This is a genomic window from Candidatus Hodgkinia cicadicola, assembly GCF_002774925.1.
Window position 1 is genome coordinate 44810 of the sequence record NZ_NXGO01000096.1, and the last position, 21376, is coordinate 66185.

At 27.6% G+C, this 21376-nt stretch carries 15 protein-coding genes, 1 tRNA gene, 1 rRNA gene and 2 pseudogenes; 7 read left to right on the top strand and 12 right to left on the bottom strand.

Annotated elements, in window-relative coordinates; translation table 4 throughout:
• Window positions 1-2264: 2264 nt before the first annotated feature.
• The 4 genes from MAGTDC_RS03355 to MAGTDC_RS03370 all read right to left on the bottom strand — a co-directional run bounded on the left by MAGTDC_RS03355 (window position 2265) and on the right by MAGTDC_RS03370 (window position 6285).
• On the bottom strand, window positions 2265-3302 hold the full coding sequence (locus MAGTDC_RS03355; RefSeq protein WP_278046977.1) for an aminotransferase class I/II-fold pyridoxal phosphate-dependent enzyme: 1038 nt from the start codon (window positions 3300-3302) through the stop codon (window positions 2265-2267).
• A 742-nt stretch (window positions 3303-4044) separates the two neighbouring features.
• Window positions 4045-5394, bottom strand: a complete 1350-nt coding sequence (locus MAGTDC_RS03360; RefSeq protein ID WP_146657043.1) for a glutamate--tRNA ligase — start codon at window positions 5392-5394, stop codon at window positions 4045-4047.
• Window positions 5395-5489: 95 nt separating this feature from the next.
• Entirely contained in the window at window positions 5490-5723 is a 234-nt protein-coding gene (locus tag MAGTDC_RS03365; RefSeq protein ID WP_146657044.1) for a phosphoribosyl-AMP cyclohydrolase, read from the bottom strand.
• On the bottom strand, window positions 5707-6285 hold the full coding sequence (locus MAGTDC_RS03370; RefSeq protein WP_146657045.1) for a GTP cyclohydrolase I: 579 nt from the start codon (window positions 6283-6285) through the stop codon (window positions 5707-5709). Before MAGTDC_RS03370 ends, MAGTDC_RS03365 begins: the two co-directional genes overlap by 17 nt.
• A 314-nt stretch (window positions 6286-6599) precedes the next feature.
• On the opposite strand from MAGTDC_RS03370, the gene MAGTDC_RS03375 reads away from it, so the two are divergent.
• From MAGTDC_RS03375 to MAGTDC_RS03385, 4 genes are all read left to right on the top strand, one after another.
• Entirely contained in the window at window positions 6600-6824 is a 225-nt protein-coding gene (locus MAGTDC_RS03375) for an NAD(P)/FAD-dependent oxidoreductase (RefSeq protein WP_146657046.1), read from the top strand.
• On the top strand, window positions 6790-7029 hold the full coding sequence (locus MAGTDC_RS06040; protein WP_414173069.1) for a hypothetical protein: 240 nt from the start codon (window positions 6790-6792) through the stop codon (window positions 7027-7029). Before MAGTDC_RS03375 ends, MAGTDC_RS06040 begins: the two co-directional genes overlap by 35 nt.
• Before the next feature lie 114 nt (window positions 7030-7143).
• A complete protein-coding gene (locus MAGTDC_RS03380) occupies window positions 7144-7335 on the top strand; it encodes a hypothetical protein (RefSeq protein WP_146657047.1) in 192 nt (63 codons plus the stop codon).
• Window positions 7336-9889: 2554 nt separating this feature from the next.
• Window positions 9890-9961 (top strand) — tRNA-Val (locus MAGTDC_RS03385).
• Between the two features lie 450 nt (window positions 9962-10411).
• On the opposite strand, the gene MAGTDC_RS03390 is transcribed toward MAGTDC_RS03385, so the two are convergent.
• From MAGTDC_RS03390 to MAGTDC_RS06055, 8 genes and pseudogenes are all read right to left on the bottom strand, one after another.
• Window positions 10412-11437, bottom strand: a complete 1026-nt coding sequence (locus tag MAGTDC_RS03390; RefSeq protein WP_146657048.1) for a PLP-dependent cysteine synthase family protein — start codon at window positions 11435-11437, stop codon at window positions 10412-10414.
• 220 nt (window positions 11438-11657) lie between these two features.
• A complete protein-coding gene (locus MAGTDC_RS03395; RefSeq protein WP_146657049.1) occupies window positions 11658-12464 on the bottom strand; it encodes a ferredoxin--NADP reductase in 807 nt (268 codons plus the stop codon).
• A 149-nt stretch (window positions 12465-12613) separates the two neighbouring features.
• Window positions 12614-12790, bottom strand: coding sequence for a hypothetical protein (locus tag MAGTDC_RS05000; protein ID WP_278046978.1), 177 nt, complete (start codon window positions 12788-12790; stop codon window positions 12614-12616).
• 1561 nt (window positions 12791-14351) lie between these two features.
• A complete protein-coding gene (locus MAGTDC_RS03405; RefSeq protein ID WP_146657051.1) occupies window positions 14352-14699 on the bottom strand; it encodes a hypothetical protein in 348 nt (115 codons plus the stop codon).
• 133 nt (window positions 14700-14832) lie between these two features.
• A complete protein-coding gene (locus MAGTDC_RS05005) occupies window positions 14833-15036 on the bottom strand; it encodes a hypothetical protein (protein ID WP_192573198.1) in 204 nt (67 codons plus the stop codon).
• 604 nt (window positions 15037-15640) lie between these two features.
• The gene (locus MAGTDC_RS06045) at window positions 15641-15817 is read right to left on the bottom strand and encodes an Hsp70 family protein (protein ID WP_146657059.1); all 177 of its coding nucleotides are present in this window, start codon (window positions 15815-15817) and stop codon (window positions 15641-15643) included.
• A 216-nt stretch (window positions 15818-16033) separates the two neighbouring features.
• Window positions 16034-16081 (bottom strand): annotated as a pseudogene (locus MAGTDC_RS06050) (hypothetical protein); the annotation flags it as partial.
• A 308-nt stretch (window positions 16082-16389) separates the two neighbouring features.
• Window positions 16390-16791, bottom strand: a pseudogene (locus MAGTDC_RS06055) (Hsp70 family protein).
• 820 nt (window positions 16792-17611) lie between these two features.
• Here MAGTDC_RS06055 and MAGTDC_RS03435 point away from each other — a divergent pair.
• The 3 genes from MAGTDC_RS03435 to MAGTDC_RS05015 all read left to right on the top strand — a co-directional run.
• Window positions 17612-18352 (top strand): adenine nucleotide alpha hydrolase family protein, encoded by a 741-nt coding sequence (locus tag MAGTDC_RS03435; RefSeq protein WP_146657054.1) that lies wholly within the window; start codon window positions 17612-17614, stop codon window positions 18350-18352.
• A 2-nt stretch (window positions 18353-18354) separates the two neighbouring features.
• Window positions 18355-19791: an electron transfer flavoprotein subunit alpha/FixB family protein gene (locus MAGTDC_RS03440; protein ID WP_146657055.1), complete on the top strand. Its 1437-nt coding sequence runs from the start codon at window positions 18355-18357 to the stop codon at window positions 19789-19791.
• Window positions 19792-20548: 757 nt separating this feature from the next.
• A 16S ribosomal RNA gene (locus tag MAGTDC_RS05015) occupies window positions 20549-21376 on the top strand; the annotation flags it as partial.

The following is a 21376-nucleotide window of genomic DNA, read 5'->3' on the forward strand; positions in this document are numbered from 1 at the left end:
TAGAATTGCAGCTTTGTTTTATGAATGAGATAACAACTTATGTAATTAGGATGGTAATTAACAATCAAGAAAGATTAGAGTTATTTTAACGAATAATTTGTGTTATTATACTAATCGGTGTATAATTAATTAACAACAAGAAACATATGGAGAAAATCTTTTGATTATAACAACTATTAAGTTAAAACAAACAAGATGTAGCTGATATTTGTTGGTTTATTATAAGTAATAAGGTTATAAATTTATGATAGGTTTAAAATAATATTAAATTAACAACAACTTTATATGGACAGAATTTAGGTAAATTGTATCAATAATGTAGAAAATTTTATTAAAACTATAAACATCCTAGTGACTTATAAAAAACCTGTATACGTTAAGTAATTAATAGTAATTTATAATATAATTTTATAATCATAAGTTGGACTATTATTGGTTGTTTATCTTTGAATCGATATAAAATTGGAAATATAAACCGATTGAAGACAAGTGAAATATCTTGAATAACTTAAAATAAAGTTGTTCTATGTTTCATCAATAAACTATGGAGATTTTAAGATATAAAAACCTTTGATAATTTGGTAAATATATTTCTAGTTTTATAATAAAATGTTATGATTAATAACTCTTTGATCGATATTTATATGTTTATGGATAGATAATTTATATCTACTAATGTTGAAATATATGCTGATGTCACTATCAATAGGTGTTTAGTTTAAGAAATTAATTACATTGAACCATCATTCTATATGTAATTATTGGTTACAATGTTGTTAGTGTTGCGATGACCGATAAAAAATATAAGATCAAAATATACCAAAAATATCCAGAACCTATGGTTAATATTGTTGACAAATTTCCGATTTAAACAAACAATTCCAATAACATCCATGTAGCTACTTATTGTTATATTATATAATTAGCAGATTATTATTTGTTTTTAATAAATGTAGTGTTAGTAAAATTAAACATACTTGTTTCTAATTGTTATATCAGCTAATTGCCAATAATAGATTGGAATATAGATAACAAGAAAATGTTAGAAGTAACGTATAGGTAGATATAGTTTTGTTAATAACAGCTTGTTATGGCATAGTTTATAATTGAAGATTTTGTTATTAATGTACGTGAATTATTTAAGTTACATGTCTATACTGTGTTATATCTTTAAATAAATTAAAAAAACGGTTCAATCCATTAACTAGAAAAAAGGATGTAATAAATTGCTTGTGTGTTAGTAATATATTAGACTAAAAATCTATCTAATCTTCATTAGAACTTAACAAAGTTACCAAAAAAAAGGAGAATCATGTTTAAGTCCGATTTTGTTGCTAACAGCTAAATTATTCTATCAAAAATTATTACTAGACAATTTGTTGGATTAACAGATAACATGCCGAATATTTTAGCGAATTATCTAAAGCTTAATTCTTTAACTCAAGCTATTGGTAAAATTTACTACCATTGGTATCTTTAAATGTTGGTATAGATCAAGATAATTTTATATTAAAATTTAAGTACATTCCGAATATAATTTATTAAATAAGATCAAATATACGTTTTATTAACTATATAGATTTTGTTTTAATCGTCATGAACATTAGTAAATAAATTACTATTGGTTATCTAAATTAATATACTAATTTGAAACCTACAACGAACAACATTATGAACCTAATTTAACATCATCATCTTAACTAAGGTTTTCTACTAAATACAAATATCTTTAATACCAACATAAATACCTGTTACAACGTTGTGAGTTTATTATCATCATTCTATTTATTAGTCTTAACATGCCATGATTGTTATTATTCTAAATCAATTATCTTTATTAACAAGCCGCCAACTAATTCATTCTATTGAATATTAACTATAAACAAACATGTTATTACAAAAATCAAATAACTTTAGAAGATATAATCACCTCACTTATGAAGTAATACCATCATAATATAATATATTGTTAATTAATTCTTTATTCAACTAAATGGAATTTATATTTAACACTTCTTGATTTGTTTATGATAAGTTTCAATTCTAATAGAATATAAATAAGGGATTATCTTAATTTGTTAAAACATTGTACAACTATTTATGTTGTGTTGACTTATAATCGTTGGCCAACATGGTAATACATTTTATCTTAAATTAATATATTTATTAGTATGTTTTTTTTGTTCAATACAATATAACTTTATATGCAACGAATTATTAGTATTCGAAGAAATAAAACATTCAAACGTTTTAATTGTTATCTTCTAATTTTTTCAATATTGTGTTGTATATTTTTCGGTTTTATGAGTTACCAATACAAATTTTTGTTTCTTTAGCTTTTTAAATTGATTGATTAGTTTTATGTTTTCATGTGGTGAACCAACATTTACTCTTATGCTGTTGAATAATTTATATTCTGACATCCGCCTAACGTTAACGTTACATTTAGCAATATAATTTTCAATTAATAATATTGGTAGTTTTTTATTAAGTTTAATTACAACGAAGTTGGCATATGACCTATCAATAATAAAATTGGCCTTTCTAAGACAAATTATAATTTTAATTAACCAAAAAACATTAAAACTTCGAGATAATCTCCGTTGTTCTGAATCTGATAACACAACAGAGCCTGTAATTTGAGTTATTTTGTTAATATTCAATGGACTTTTAATTTTCTCAATCGACTTTATTAGGTTGTTTCTACTGTACATTCATCCTAATTTCAAAGAGGCTAATCCATATGTTTTTGATAATGTTTTAATAATAACAATATTAGTAGTTATTTTAATAGAATATCTATCATCTTTAACATATTCTGAATTATTCATGTCTAAAATTAATAATATATTTGTTGACTTTAATAGAGTTGACAATTGGTTTATCTCACGAGATGTTAAAAACAACCCTGCAGGGTTTGTTGGCATTGTAATGAAGATCATTTTTGTTTTAGTATTTATTGATCTTATGATATTATTAATGTTTACTTTGTTGTTTGAATCTTTTATTATTACAGGAACAGCACGAGCAACTAAGACTTGTGTTTTATAAAGTAAAAATCCATGCTCAGATATTATTACTTCATCTCCTTCTTTTAAACAAGTAAAACATAATAAACTTAGAAATTCATCCGATCCGTTACCTAGTACTATTTGTTTCTTATTTAAATTATACATATTGGCAATGTTTTGTATTAGTTTTTTATAAATATTATTTGAATATTTTTTAAGTTTAATATGATTAATTTGTAACTTTTTTCTTATAAGTTTACTAGTTCCCAATGGCTTCTCGTTCGAAGACAATTTATGAATTGTTAGAATTTTTGAACTAATTGAATTTGATTGAGACTTTGTTATCAGATTTAATGTCATTTCAATAGATATTTATATAGTATTTATATTTGGTCCTAATTATAATCAGATCTGAATAGCTTGATTGAATTGATGTTTTTTTGTTTGTTAAACATCACTCTTACAAACTATTTGTTTAAAATTTATCTTTATTATAACAAATATAGAAGAATTAAGCTATAAATGGCTAAAATGGTAAGAATTGTTGGCGGGTATTGTTGTTAGATAAATTCTTGTTAGAAAATATCAAATGGAAAATCTAAACCAACGTTGTGATCAAAAAATTATTAGTAGAACCATATAAGACCTATAAATCGTTTGTTTTGTGGCTTAATATTTGATGTTAATAGAAATTAAACATATTTATCTCAATAAATGATAAGATTTTGACTATAAATTGAAGATGAATATATATGTTGTTAAAACTTTAATAAATAATTCCGATAATAATATAATGTTTAGTATGATATCATTTTATCATTGGTATGTAATTTATACCATGATTGGTGTTTAGTACAGTTATTAACTTTGGGGTTAATATTAATTTTAAAAATAAATAGCATAAATAAAACGGAGTAGTATTTGTTGGATGTAATTGGAAAACAATCAATGAATGTTGTTAATAATTGGTTATTCGATTATATTTTATTAAAACAACGAAATATCACAAGAAAAATCAAACAAGAAAACATGTTTAGATGTGCTGATGAAGTTTGTTATATATTTTTTCAAGAATTAAACTTATTCTTGTTATTACAACCTTTTGACCAATAATAAGGTAAACATCGTACAAAGAAATACTATGTCTATTTCCTATAATTGGAGTTAGTATTGTACAAAAAGTTCTGGTTTTTAAACCAAGGTAATTAGTTATTTTTTTGTGTATATTTTGTATACTGATTTTAGATCATATGATGAGTTTCTTGTACTCAATTAATAATAAATTCAACAACAGGTACTCTATATTGGACATAAAAATCATTTTAATTGATTTATAATCTCAAAAAACAAAGCATAACAGCTTATACGTATCGTGTAGTATTAGACTTTTTTTAACACATAACTCCATTACATTATTAAAACATCCTTCTCTTATTAAACTTTTAATAACATTATTAACATCATGAACAACCTCATGAAGACACATTTTGTTTATTAGTATAAGTTTTTTTCCATTAATATGTATGTTTTGTTGTTTTAGTTTATTAATGTTAAAGTAAGAAGATGCTTCCGATATGTTCGAAACATCAACACAAACGATCAGTGATATAAGATATCTTAAAATGGCTTCTGATATTATACCTAAACTTAAAAAACTATCAATTCCCATATTATCTAGTCGTTTCGATAGTTTAGATTCTGTTTTGTTACATATTAGTGGAATATGATAATATTTTGGCATATTAAAACCTAAAAATGAATTGATTAAAATATGTTTAGGAAAACTTGTTAGCCAATCTCTTCCACGTAAAACATGAGATATTTTCATTAATTGATCGTCAATAACATTAGCAAAATGGTATGTTGGTTTTGAATTGGCTCATAACACTTGCATATCAACATTAGATCAGTTTATTTTGTAATCACCTACACAAATTCCAGTTTTTGGTACCTTTAATCTTATCTTTCCGGTTAAATAATTACGATTCAAACACTTTCCATCATAGGTTGGAGGATCACCTAATAATAAATTTATTTTTTTAAGAATATTAACCCGTTTGAAACTACATTTGCAGAAGAAACAACCACCCATCTTTAATAATTTTTTAATATAAAATTTGTAAATATGAATTCTTTCAGTTTGCTTATACGGACCATATAAACCAGGATTTTTAGAAGATTCATCGATATTTACCCTAATCTTATTTAAATCTTCATAGATGTTTTCGATTGCGTTGATTTTGTTCCTTTGTATATCAGTATCTTCTATTCTTAATATTAACTTCGAATTATATTTATGACTAAACAAAACATTGGCAAGAACAGAATACAAGTTACCTAGATGTAATATTCCAGTAGGTGAAGGAGCTATTCTTAAACGCATTGTTATCTTTAATAATTTAATAAATCAAGAAAGAATTTTGGTATTAAAAAATTGTATTTAAAATATTAATATATTTACAACAAGAAAAATCTGAATTACAATCGGTATATATTTCTTGGATCAAGATGTAAATCCCCACTTTTCCATCCTTTCAACCAAATAAATTGATCATTACGGTTGTAATAATGACAGGATCTTGTTATCAGAGTTAATCTTAAACATAATTCATTTGTACAAACAAATATAACTACTTCTTTTGAATAGAAATCAATTACAATAACAGGTATTAGATCTAAACGATTCAATTCTAAATTATTCATCTTTAACAACGGTTAACATTTTATTCATTAACATAGGTGATATAACTGATAATCCCTCATTGATAATTATTCCGTTTGTTGAGCATATTGATTTAACACCTCTTGCCAACATACAAACATGTTTACAAGATAATTTTAACATTATTGCTTTTGGTCTAATAATATTTTTGATGTAAGTAACAACTTGTTGTGCTAATCTCTCTTGAGATTGAAGTCTAGTACTATAAAAATTCAAAATATTAATAAATTTAGATAATCCTAACACCATTGTTGATGGACAATAAACAAGATTTACTTGGCCAAAGAATGGCAACATGTGATGTTCACAATTTGAACTTATAAAAACATTTTTTATGTAAACCAAATCTATATTCGAATTAATATAACTAAAACTTTTATTAACTTTTGGTAATTGTGTTTTATATCCACAGTACATTTCCTTTAAACTTCTAATAACTCTGATTGGGGTTGATCTTAATCCATTCCTATTTGAATCGTCGCCGACATATTCAATTATTTTTTTAATTATAATCTTATTAATCATTTTATAAACGTTTATGAAAGACATCATTTGTAGTAGGAGCTGGACCGGAGGTCTAACAGCGGCAATCGAACTAAAAAGACTTGAACCAAAAAAAATAATATAATAATATTTAGAAAAATCTTCAGAAATTGGTGGTCATTTAGTATCTGGAGCTATTATTCAAAGAACCAAATATTATGAGTATATATCTAAATATTCTCTAAAATCCAACATGGATGATAACAAACGAAAACATTTGGAGATTTAACAAGAAATAATTATTATAATCTAAAAGATCTGTACCAGATGAATATAGAAATAAGGGAAATATTTTAGTAGATATTGGAGAAATATGTAAAGCATTGATTAGAGTTAAAATATGTACATGTTGTGCAGTAGATGGATTTTTTAGTTATAAAGATTCAATAGTAGGTTTAACTTTGGCTGGTGGCAACAAAATCAAGAGTGATTATGTTATTATAGCCGAAGGTGCTTGTGGAACCTTAACTGAAAAAATATTTAGACATCATAACATTAAAATCAACAAAAGATATGAGAAGAAAAGAAAATACGAGATCAACAAGTAATAGTGTGGGTTCGGTATATCATACAATAGGATGACCATCAGATGATAATTCTAATGGCGGTTTTGTTTATTGTTACAAAGATAGGGTTGTAATCGGATATGTAACTTATTTAGATTATTCTAATTGTTATATAAATCCGTACAATGAGTTTGAAAGATTAAATCACATCCAAAAATATCTGGAATTAATAAAAAGGAACTGTTAAAACTAAATACAGTGTGAAAAAATAATAATAGCAGTTAATGACATGAACAATCCAACGGTTACATGTTTACATTGATGTACTATAATAGGTTGTACTCTTGGCTTAATGGATTCGATGAAATTAAAAGGATTACATAATGCCATAATATCTGGTAAAATGGTAGCAGAAAAATATATAACTACAACTACAAAAATGGTTACAAATATAATAGATTATTTAACTGATGCTGATATGATTAATGATCTTAAAATATCTAATCAAACAAGTACTATCTTCCAAAAATATGGAGTGATTGGTTGCTGTTAGTTGTTAAAAATCAACAAAATTATATTTTTCATGGTTATTAAACTTTAAACTTAAAAATATCCAACATCTGGTGTGTTTATTAATACCTTAAAATTAATTACAAACATAAGGATTATCTTCAAGATCTAACATATCATAGATTGAAATAAGTACTTGATTACCATTCTGATCATACATTAAACAAAAAAGTGTTAAAAATATTAGTATATCTTATGGATTCCTGTTTTTAACTGTTAATTCTTATCTCTTATTTACAATACTGTTTATAAGCTTAAAATTTACTTCATATTTAGAATTTATTATAAATTTCCAAAAACAAACAACAACCTATTACAACGTTTGATCTTTTATACCAAAACTTTGGTTACTTCTTTGTTTTGATGTTTATAGTACCACATTAACTAAATAACAAATCAATTCATATCTTTGTTGTTGTTATAATTACCATCAGATTAGAGAACATATATTATCTATTGGTTTATTAATTTCAGTATAACATACCGCTTAGATTTATAATCGGTGAATAATATCTAATTTACTTTAAGTTTCGGATGTTTTCGGTGATAATAAAATGATGTTGGTGTTTTTGTTGAATTATTTAAATAAAAATTATAATAACACTTAACTTTAAAGAACATTTATATTCCAATTACTAATAACTTAACGATTCCACTTCTAGTTATAACTAGTTTAACGTGTTTGCTTGAATTAATTGTTTTACCACAACAAATCAATCCCTTTCATAAATAAATATCAATATCATTTTAATTTCCTACTTTCTGATAAATCATTTGGGCGTTGGTTTAAACATAGTATAAATTGAACAGTTTATTATCTTTGATTCAAGTGGTTTCTTCTTTTCTTAAAAATAAAAGGATATGTTATATATGAGATGAAAATAGTAAGTCATATTAAGTTAACAAATAAACATTCTGTAAGATGGAATTAGTAGAAATTAAATCAAAGGAACGGTTGTAAGAAGTAAATAGAATTAGGAGAAACAACGAATACATGGTAATGGATGTTGGTTTTAGATCTGATGTTGAATTTTATAAAAGTGATAATATGGAACTACGATTCATTTAAAACTAATCAACGAATAGATATTCGTATTAAAGAACTTTATTCAAAAAATCGGAAGACACATTAGTATTCTAGAAGAGGATTAGGTTCCGAAAGGTTTTGAACCATATTACAACAGGCATATAAATAATAATTATGTTAATCTCTAGGACATGTTATAACCCAACGTTATTGAAGGATATATGGTTAAAGTGTTGTTTTGTTGGCTCTTAATTCAACAGGTAAAGACATCAATGTACAGTTAAGTAGATTTGATAGATATAAACTTTAACAAAATAGATAGAGAAGAAAATCTTTTAACATTAAAAAACATCCAAGTGATAATCAAAAATATAAGTATTGAACAACAACCATGAAACATAATACTTGATAAGAGAGATACTGGTTTGAAAAATTGTTAATAAGCTTACAGATACCAAAATACATGTCGATTTGGAATAAAAGGATGATGTTATTGATTTACAATGACATAGAATGATATGGCATGTTGAGATTATTATGAACGTTGTTATTAGCAACTAAATATTAACAGAATGTAATGGTAAATCGGAAATTAAAGACATCTTGTTATTAAATGATGTGGATCCAGCTACATCGGATATAATATTCTAAGCTTGGAGGTTGTTTCAGATATTAATAACTATTATTTTAATGTAAAATTATTAAAAAGTAGTAATAAATGTGTATTAAATTCAATTATTAGTATAAGAAAAAAAATAAACATCTGATTTGGAACCGACATTAGGTACCATTGATGTTGTTAAGTTGATACCAAATACCATCAACATCCTTGAAAAGAAAATGTGTTTGAATTTTAGGATTATAAGGAACCAAATGTTTTAATTTTGTTAAAATAAATGAAGGTAGAATCGATATGAGAATTAATATCTAAGATTAAGAGTAATTCGGTTGTAGTATCGTTACCACAGGATTATATATGGAGAATTAATTATTCAATAAGATTATTGTGGTAATATTTACAAATTGATTTAAATTGTTATGTGGATAAAGAAATAATATTCGGATTTGTGATTACAATCCTGTTGCCAACAAAATAAGCTTAGTTCTATTAGAAATTAATAAAATCAGTTTAATTGCCATAGAGAGATAGATTATTATTTTAAAATATATGCTTGATGTAAATATATGTATTTATCTTTATATATCAGATATATAATTTGATTAATAATTTATTACTGATAATAACAACGATTTAACCAGTTCTCAATGTTGGTATTAAAGTTAATATTTTGTTAATCTTAAACAACATACATCTGTTCGGTGTTAATGAATTTTTAATTATAATTTACAACACAGGGTAATAACATTTTCACTTACGTTAATTCTCATCCAGATTTGTTAGAATTTTTATGAGAGTTTATAATTATCTCCGTTTTTATGTTTTTATATCATTTTTAGTATAACATGTTTAATTATCAATAAGATATTATAACTATATGGTAATTGTTATGGATAATTAACTCAGTGACAGAGTGTTTCGTTTACATCGAAGAGGATAAGGGTTCGATCCCCTTATAACCCATATCGGTGTTGGTGGTTTCAATAAAACAGGAAACAAAATCCAAGTAAATGGATGAAACCTATAATAAAATGAGTTTATTTGTTGTTATAATGATTAAAATCAAGAAAGTAATAGGTTAAGTAGATTATTTTATGATAAACTAATAGTAAGATAGGGATTTATTCAGCCATTTAGTTGATAAAAGTATCAAACGTTGGCTATGAATGTTATCTTTTAATAGATTCAATAAGATTTTATCTGAAGTATTGGAATTATATTTCTATGAATCAACAACATTATCATGATTTTATTAGCATAGTTTTGAATATCTTATGTTTGATAATGATTCAGTCATAAACAATTATAGAGATAAACCAACGAAATAAGGGGTATTAAGGATAATAAATCTTATTTATATTACCTAAAGATTATTTGGTGTAAAAACTAGGACTATAAACGTTGTTAAATCAGTTATAAAACAGGATCTTGTTGTTTATCTAAGTTATTGGTTGCATCTGAATCTGGATGACCGAATAATTCTGCTAACTCGTATAATGACTGAGATTTGTTATCAAATAATTCGGTTGACATATATCTTTCTGCGGATGATGGAACCATTATTAATATTTTTTTCAAAGGATTGTTGATAACCTCACCTAATTTCATTCCAGCACAGATTGCCGCTCCCGAAGATAGACCTACTGCTATTCCCTCTGTGTTTGCCATGATTCTGGCATATTCAATTGCTTCATGGTCTTTTGCTCTGAAGATGTAATCAATAAGTTTAATATTTAAAATCTTTGGAAGAAAACCAACGCCTATACCTTGAATTCCATGAGACTGTACCTGTTTTCCTGATAGAACAGATGCTTTTCAAGGTTCAACAGCAACAATTGAAGTATTTGATTTCTTGTTTTTCTTTAATACTTCTCCAACGCCTGTGATAGTACCTCCTGTTCCAACACCAGAAACGAAATAATCTATTTTCTTTACTGATTTAGTTATCTCTTTGGCCGTTGTTTTCTTATGGATATTAACATTAATCTTATTTTCAAACTGACATGTCGTTATTGCATTTTTAATTTTATCTGTAAGTTCTTTAGCTGTTCTAATAGCTTCTTCTATTCCTTCTGATACAAACACAATGTTGGCACCTAATAAATCTAACATATTTGTTTTTTCTTCTGAGATACTTTCTGGAACCACTATCAAACATTTTAATCCCTTACGGGCAGCAACAGCAGCAATACTGATACCAGTGTTACCGGAACTTGCTTCAATTATAACTGTATCTTTATTGTATTTGTTTCGTTTCCAAGCATCTTCAACCAGAGCTTCGGCAATTCTATCTTTAACAGAACCAAAAGGATTTAAATATTCTAACTTGGCATAAAGTTGAGTTTTAATATTATACTTTTCTTCTATTTTCTTTAATCTTACTATTGGAGTATTACCAGTAACTTCTGTTATTGAAGAGTATACCTTTTTAGTTCTCATTATTCTTCGTTATATTCAGATAAATTGTTGTTATCTAACTAAAAAATAAAATAAACTCCACATATCGTGTTATGTTGTTTGCTAAGAGATTTTACTTGAATTATTAAGAGTCATATGTTATAAGTTTATCTTTATTATATAACACATGATTTATAATGATGTTTCGATTTACAACCAAAGTATTTATATTTTTTAAATCAATTAATCAGAAGATTTGGTTTTAATTATTACTTTTAAGTTGACTAACATATGATTTTTCGTATACAAAATCTTGTGGGTTGTTGGTTACACCTTCGATGTATCCTAATGTTTTCAATAGATTTGTTACATCGAATATCATTTGTTGTGATCCACAAATCATAAATCTGTCCAGCATGTTAAAATTGTATATCATTAAATCAGCTATAATCGTTCCTGATTTTATCAATCATGTTATTCTACCAGTATATGGATATGGTTCTTGAGTTATACTTAAATAAAATCTTAGTTTATTTCTTACAAATGGTCTAATATGGGATTGGTTTGTCAGTTGTTTGATTTTGTCGTTGAAGAATTGTAATTCTCGTGAACATCTGCATGTCAAAACTATTATTACTTCGTTGTATTTGGTATAAGTCTCATGATTAAATATTATACTAATGAATGGTGCTATTCCTGTACCTGTACAAAGTAAAAACAAACGTTTACCTGGTTTCAAAGCTTCTAGAATCAAAGTACCTGTTAGTGTTATTTTAATGATAATTGAGGTTTTTGTTGTTATTTTATGTAAAAAGGTAGTAAAGACTCCGTTCGGTACTTTAACTGAATAAAATTCTAAGGTATCACTCCACGTTGGACTACATATTGAATAAGCTCTAAATATTAATTCACCTCTAATTATCAATCCTATCATTATAAACTCACCTGGTTTAAATCTTAATTTATCTGGTCTTGCAGTTTTGAAGCTAAACAAAGTGTTAGTATAATGTTTAATAGATAGTACTCTAACCAAGACATATTCGTTTGATAGTTCGAATTTATTGTACATTTTTATATTATAATAACATTAGTTTTTAACAACAAGTAGTTCAAATAACATTTGTCATAATTGTATCCAACACAAAGCATATATTTGTTATATTTTTTTAGGTAACTTGATTTTGTTTCTAGCTAAACATTGGTATGTTTTTTTCAAACCTATCCTTTTTTTAGTTTCTTTATAAGTTTATCTAATCATCTTACAATTCCTATAACCTTAAATGCTGGTACAGCCTTGCATAAAACACGAGCTAATACCTTGTTTAGTCCATTGCTACCAATCAGGATTTGATAATAATTCACCCGATTTATTGACTCCGATGATATCAATATCAAACAAGTGGTGTTGACTGCATGAGTTTTAACAACCAGGATATTCGGATCTTAAGATTTGTTTTTAACGTTGACAGTTTTTTTGCTAAAGATATAGATCTAGTATTGGCTTTTGTACAATAATCTAGACCTGGACAACATGCTATATTGTTTGGTATAAACCTCTATACACACTTGAAATACCTTTTTTTTCATATTTACAATACAAACATATAGGAAGTAACAACATTTGTGATTGGGTTAGTCTTATCTCATTTAAACAATAAAATTGATCCATCTTACATATACCATCAACCTCACCAGCCAATACATCTCCTTGGAGTATCTATTCCTGAATTACAACTGAGTTCTACATGTCTAAAGTTCGGTTGTTTGTTTGAAAACGTTCAAGTATTAAATCATGTTTCAAATTCTTTGGAATTATCTCATTCTATTGTGTCAATATTTCTAACTCTGATGTCTTGAGAACATTTAGGAGGTGTTGGCTGTTTTTATTCTTTTAAATCCATGTGTTAACTTAATCAAGTTGGTCATTCCTACTTCTTTAACTAAATGTTTTATCCTAACCGGACGTTGTTTGTTTATACCAAATATTCTATATACTTAAAGAAGAGTAGTAATCCAACTGGAAACATATTCCTTTTCTAAACTTATGAACTTAATACCTTTGGTTCTTTTCCTAATCCACCCCCAACAGCCACATATATCCGTTTATCCATTAGTCTTAGACCAATGTCATTGAAAGCTTCTGCGTTGTTATCTGTAATGTTATCTCTAACACTTATCTTTACTTTTTTTTGGGTAAATCAATTAATCTTTTATTTAACGTAAATTGATTATAAAGTTCTGTCATTAAGTCTGTTATGTCTGTTTGTTCATCGAGACCGATTCCATGTTTTGGATTACATGTTATTTGCCTAACACAATTACCTGCAGTATGAGCACTTCAAAGTCTAACTTTTGTTAATGTATTCATTATCTGAGGTGTATCTCTCAATTGTATTCAGTTAAATTGGACACTTTATCTGGTAGTAACATGAAGAATATCATCTATCATATTTTTGACTTGCTATTGACAATGCATATAATTGGGTAGCATTTAATACACTACACGATAGTGTAACTCTCGACATATAACTGTGAAGTTGTAAATATACTCCATTAAGGAGTCTGATTGTTTTGAATTCTGAATCACTTATTAATTGACTTGTCTATTGGATAAGAGAAACAAAATATTTTCCAGCAAACCCCCTTATCATTGCAATGAGGTTTCTTTGTTTATAATTTTTAACTTCAAACTATCAATGTAAAAATTTTGGTTTACTATTTCATTTCTTTTTTGCTAATTAATAATTAACTCCACAAATTACGATTATAAATACTTTCAAATGCCACTAAGTTCTTTCTTCTTAGTTTTCAAATGTGTTACAGTATAATTTATTCTTTTCTTAATCATTAAATTTAATACAATTTATTTGAATAATTTGAATGTTTCATTCTCCATAAGCGAGTAACCAGCTCTATATTTATAGGTTTTAGATTTAAACTGAACAAGAAATTGATATTAGTTATTAAAAGTGATCACTTCCAATGATTTATTTATTCTATATAATGTATTAAATGTATTTGTTATAATTTCGAAGGATGATGTATGTCTATAAGTATTATATTTTAACACCAATTTAATAATAACATCTTCAATATTACCATCTTTTTTTAAACTTAAGTCTTTGTTGTTTTCTGTTATTTGTTTATGTTTTATAATTAACATCAATGATTTGTTTGATACTTTCAGTATACTACCTGTTGTTTCGAATATTGGTTTAATATTGGACAACATGGTGTAGTTTAAACTATCTCTAATATAAAATTCATGGGATTTAGTAATTATCTTAACATACGGGATGTTCATAGAATCAATGTTCGTGTGAAGAATCAATGTTCATGTTATAGTTGTTTTTTTGTTGTGGTAATTAAGTAATTCCTCTTTTATTAAGAGGTTTAATTTAATTTTAACATCTTGTTGTTACTAATATTTTTCATTACTATATTCCAAATTTTCTAAAGTGGTTATTACTTTTTTTATTAACAACAGGATCATGGATGTTTACTGTGATATCTTCTTGTCTTAAAATTATATCATATTTCTTACAATTAATTAAATCTGTTACAATGGTATTGTTCGGTATTATATTTAAAACGTTCAAGAACCATTTCAGGATCAGTTCTAGCGGTTTCTTTCTTTCCACTTATTTGTTTTGAGTTATTAATGTATGTTAGAGACATATCTCTTTTATTTGTAGTTATTAAACTTCTATGTGAACTATCAGAGTATTAAATATGTTATCGGAGGTTTTCATTTGTTATTGTTAGTTCTTTATATTAAGGTTTGGCATGAGTGGTCTTAGACTTATTTTTTTTCTGGTAACATTGTAGTTTTATTTATATTTTCGAACATGGATGTTTAGTCCGACGAATTAGTTATGGTAATAAAATTTAGATAACCTATCATGGAAGTATTTATAATTTGCTTTGTTAATCTGTTTGTTATCCAGATATTTTGTTAATGACTAATAATTTATATAATTTATTTATTAGTTGTTAGTTTTAGTATTGAACATCGTTTGGTCCAATATTCTAGATCTTCCTATCAGTTGTTTTAACATTGATCTTAATCGTTCAATATTTACTCCTATTGACGTTTAGTTTAGATTTTTTAGAATTATTTATAATGTTTATAAATGTTTGGATTTGTTTTGATTTGATAGTTTAGTATCTAATATAGATTTATCAGTAGACTAAATTAAGTTTTTAACTCGATTCCTAACTTTAACAACATCCCTGTTTTTTTTGTTAATCAATAGAGTTAATTTCATTTTCTGTTAAACTACTGGAAGTTTTGGTTTCAATCTGTTGTTCCTTGCCTGTTGTTTTAGTGTTTGTTGAAACTTGAACTATTCCGTCAACATCAATGTCAATAGTTACTTCAATTTGGGGAATACCTCCTTGGGCTTTAGTGATTTCGACTAAATCAAATTGTTTCTAACATTTTGTTGTTATAAGTCATTTCTTTTCCATCTTAATAAGTTTTTATGGTAACAATAGATTGATTATCTTCAGTTGTTGAGAATATTTGAGATCTTTTAGGTTGGTGTTGTAGTAATCTTATCTATCAATCCTGTAAATATACTTCTTAAAGTTTTAACTCCTGATAACAACGTTGTAACATCTAATAATAATACATCTTTATATGTTTCCTTGTAGTACTTCATCTTGGATAGCCGCACCAATCGCGACAACTTCATCGGGGTTGACGTTTTTTTGTTTGACTCTTTATCAAATAAACCTTTCAACAGCTCTTTGTATTTTAGACATTCTTGTTATTCCACCTACTAATATTATTTCATTTATAGTTTTGGAAGTTTCATGTTGTATCAGTCAAAACAGTTTCACATGGTTTGGTTGTTTTTAATAAATTCTTCAACTACTTCTTCTAGTTTTGATCTTGATAAGTTACATGTTAAATGTTTTAGAACCATTTTCATCAACATTAATGAAAAGTAGATTTATTTCTGTATCGGTAATAGATTGATGGTTCTGTTTTAGATTTTTTCTACAACATCCTTTATCCGTTGGAGAACAAGTTTGTTTTTAACCAATGGCCAATATCGATCTCTGTTTTTAAAACATGGACACAATGTAGTATAAAATTTTGGAATTGAAGTTCTATCTCTACCTAAAAATGTATTACCATTTGTTAATTTTACTTCAAAAATACCATTTCCTAGTTCTAAGATTGAAACGTCCAAAGTTCTATTACCTAAATCATAAACCACTATTTTTTGGTTTTATTTATCTAGTCCATATGTTAATGCAGTTGGCGTTGGTTGTTTTTCTTTAATTATTCTAAGAATATCTAAACTTATTATGTTTCTAGCGTCCCTTGTCGTTTGTTTTTGTGCATCATTGAAATATACTGGCACAGTTATTACCGTTTTGCTTATAAATTTCTTTTAGAAAATCTTTAGATACAACTTTCATATTTTTAAAAAAGTAAAAGCAGATATTTGTGATGAAGAACATCATTTACCATTAGCTTTTAACCAAGCATCACCGTTGTTATTTTTATTTCAAATGTTGACATTTTTGTTTGATCACGGTATTATTGTTTGAATTTTTCTATCAATTAATCTTAATTTTTAATGATTTGGAATGTGTTTTAGAGTTAATAATGGTTTTTGTTGCTTGATTCAACCAACCTTTTATTATTTAGGTGTAATTACCACGATAGACGGTGTTATTCTGTTATCTTCATTTATTTTCTATTTCTCTATTATCAGCAATCAGCAACACAGGAATTCGTTGTACCTAAAATCAATACCTAATTATTGTTGACATTATTATATTTGTTATTGATTATTAATGATAATATTACTAATAAAATCTAAACAAAAAATACATAAACGATCTGGTATATATAACTTAATGATTCCGTTGGAAATCTACAACATTCTATGTACCTATTTGTTGTTGATTATGATGTGTTTGTTTTGAAACTAATGTTGTAGTTACTGATCATAAGAATAATTATGAACATTTCATAGATACATCAAATTTGAACAAGTTTATAATAACAAGAAATTTAATTAATAGGAATGATGATTGATTTTTTTTGTATGTGTTACAAATACTTTTCTGAGGTAATGATACAACGTTTGGTTGTTTAAAACATAACAGTGAGTATTGAGTTTGATGTGGTTGTGTTATATTGGCTTTTTTTATATATATGTTAACACAATATCCAATCTAGGAAAACAATAAGTAATGAAGATTATTATAACGGTTAAAATCATTTATGATCCAGATGTTAAACCAGAAGTAGCTAATGGAACACTTAATTATAAAACAGCAAAACGCATGATAGATCCGATTGATGAAGAAAATATATCTGCTGTTATTAAATTTAAAGAAATAGATCCTTCTGCAGTAATTACTGTGATCTGTTTATCGAAAGAATCCGATAGTGGTTTACTTAGACATGCTTTGGATATGGGTGTTGATGAAGTGGTGTTTGTTAAGATTAATGATTATGATGAATCAATTGTTGACGGATTAACAAAATCCAAAGTATTGAAACGTTGATTAACTGCTGAAAAATATGATTTGGTTCTAACAGGTAAATCATCTTCAGATAATAATTCGGGATTTGTTGGTTCAGCGTTGGCAACGTTCTTGGGTTGGAGACAACTTTATTGTGTTTGTGAATTAGTTGATAAAAAAGCAGATCAATTGACAGCACGTTGTAAATTGCGGAATAGAATCATGACTTTTGTTGTTAAGTTACCATGTGTATTGGTTTGTAAATTTGATAAATCAGAAACATCTGTTATCACGTTGGATCCGATCAAAGCTATAAACAAACAAATAAGTATAAAAGATGTAAATAAGTTGAATTTAACTTGTTGTTCGTGTATTTCTGTTGTAAATTATGGTATACCGAATAAAATTAGAAAGGTAAAGGTTATAGATAATGTCGATACCCTAATGACAACGTTGTTTAGTTAACAATGAAAAGTGCATTAATAATATTAGAGGCTAAGAACAACAGGTTTAGTTCGAATGATCAGAAGTTAATTAATTTTATATCTAAATCTTATGAAAAGATTGGAATATTGACTGTTAATTGTAATTACGCTTGTGCTAAGACTTTAAAGAAGGTAAATGAGATCTATTTGTTAGCAACCAAGATACCTATTAACGTTGATAGAAACAGTTGTGCTTGTGCTTTACTTGTTGCAGGTCTGATATTAAAATATGATATAACGGTTGCTGATACCGATACTTGTTACCACAATGTTATATGTAGAGCAGCCGCAGCCGTGAATCGTTATGTAATTTCTAATGTTTATGATATTTTAGGTGATAATATTTTTGTTAGAACGGCAAATGCTGGAATGGTAAACCAACATGTTGGCTTTAAATGTGATAAACCATGGTTAATATCTGTTAAATTGTCATTAATAGCCGATCCTGATGTAGGAATGGTTGAGAAGAAACAACCAGAAGAGAAGAAATGTGATGCCAATCCAGATACAAATATGGAAGTAAAGGATCAAAATGTTGACAACGTTGGAAGTAATAAAGATGTTATAGGTGGTAAGGATAAAGAAGTTGATAATCCAAAGGATAACTTAAATTCAAAGGACAACCAAGTAAATGAAAACAAAGATGTTAAAGAAGATGTGGTTCGATGTGAAGAAAGTAGTTCGGAGGTTGCTACTCCAAGACCAACAATTACTAATGTGGATAAGGATGGTTTGAAAGAAACGGAGATAAAACCATGTGAGGATAAACCAAAAGAGATGAGTATTGATAATAAGAAAGAGACAAATGAAGTTGTAAAACCAATAGAAATTGTACCAGATGTTAGATATCAGATTATTAATTTCCCTATTAGAAAACAACTGGAATTGATATCCTATTCAAAACTTGAGGTTAATAAGGAGTTACCGGATTTATCAAAGGCAGATATAGTTATAGCAGGAGGTAGAAGTTTTGGTACCGAAGAGAATTTTATGACTTGATTGAAGCCATTGGCATTAAGACTTGGTGCTGCCATCGGAGCAACTAAAGGTGCTGTTGAATTGGGATGTGCACCGGTTGGATTTCAAATTGGAAGTACAGGTTCGACTATAGCTCCTAAACTTTACATTGCGTTTGGTATATCCGGATCAGATCATCACATGATTGGTGTCAAAGATGCTAAAACAGTTGTTGCAGTTAATACAGATAAAGATGCCGCTATTATGTCGATGGCTGATTATTCTTTAACTATTGATATGTTTGATGTTATATCTGGAATGATGAAGTGATTGGATAGTAATAAAAATGTAGACATTAATAACTTGATACAAAATTTAAACAGAAATCAATCAAAACCTGTTCAATCCGAACCTAATCAAACCAAACCTGATGTACAAGAAGTTAAACCGCCTACAAACTAGTTAGAAATAAAGGGAGAATCGGGTTAGGCACTCCCGCACCATCCACATCATTAGTTGCCAACATGTTTATCTCTGTTTATGTAGATTGTAATTACGTTGGTATATTCATAACACATCATTTGCTTGTTGTTGTTGTTTTTTCGTGTTTTTTAAGTCCGTTAAAGGAAATCTATTAGAATCCGATCACAAAATGTGGTATTAACATGTTAAGTCTATAAATTTTATTAAAATATAGAGGTCTGGATGTTGTTTTTGTTGGTATATCCCAATATTAGAACTGTAGGTACCAAGATCCAGGATCAGATAAATAGACTCATCAAATGTACATCTTCAATATTTATTGTCATTATTTGATCAATCATTGGAACAGAATTATAATCAACATCCATGTTTAACAACATCAATGGCATATATCACTTGTCTTATATCGGTTTACATTTGTTTTTGATACTTTTCGATTTTATATTCGTGAATTCAACGATAAATGTTCTTGTTTATTAGTTTTTACTATTTTAATCGATGTTTATAGTATCAGATGTTCTAGTTAGTTGTGTATGTTGGGTTGTTGTTGTTTTTTTTTTGGATATTTCGTTGTTTTAATAAAATATAATTAATACCATAGTTACTACTGACCGTTTGTTTTGTTTGTTATTTTATCAACACTTGGGATAGTAATAAACGACTAATCCTATATTGCTCGTATTGAGATTGGACGTTAAAACAAATTACTATGTTATAACAAGAAGTTATAGCTTAAGTTATTAAGAGTTTGATCCTGGCTCAGAACAAATGCTGGCGGCAGGCCTAACACATGCAAGTCGAGCGGACAACCTCTAAACAGGTTGTTAGCGGCGAACGGGTGAGTAACACGTGAGAATCTACCTTGTTCAACGGGATAGCTTAAGGAAACTTAAGGTAATAACGTATGATTCCTGCAACAGGTAAAGAATAATTCGGAACAAGATGAGCTTGCGGTAGATTAGCTAGTTGGTGGGGTAAAAGCCTACCAAGGCCAAGATCTATAGCTGGTCTGGGAGGACGGACAGCCACATTGGGACTGAGACAAGGCCCAAACTTCTACGGAGGGCAGCAGTGAGGAATATTGGACAATGGGCGGAAGCCTGATCCAGCCATGTCGCATGAGTGATGAAGATCCTATAAAAGAGGTACAGAATATGTACTTTGGATTGTAAAACTCTGTTTATTTAATGATAATAGTGATAGTAAATAGATAAAAGCTCCGGCCAACTTCGTGCCAGCAGCCGCGGTAATACGAGGGGAGCGAGTGTTGTTCAGTTTTATTGGGCGTAAAGGGCATGTAGGCGGTTTTGTAAGTCAAAACTTAAATCTTGTAGTTCAACTTCATTACGGGTATTGATACTGCATAACTATGAACTTAATAGGGGTGAACACAATTCCAAGTGTAGAGGTGAAATTCGTTGATATTTGGAGGAGTACCAGAGGCGAAGGCGGTTCACTGGGTTAAGTTGACGCTGAGGTGCGAAAGCGTGGGGAGCAAACAGGATTAGATACCCTGGTAGTCCACGCCCTAAACGATGAGTGCTAACAGTCTGGTATAAATATT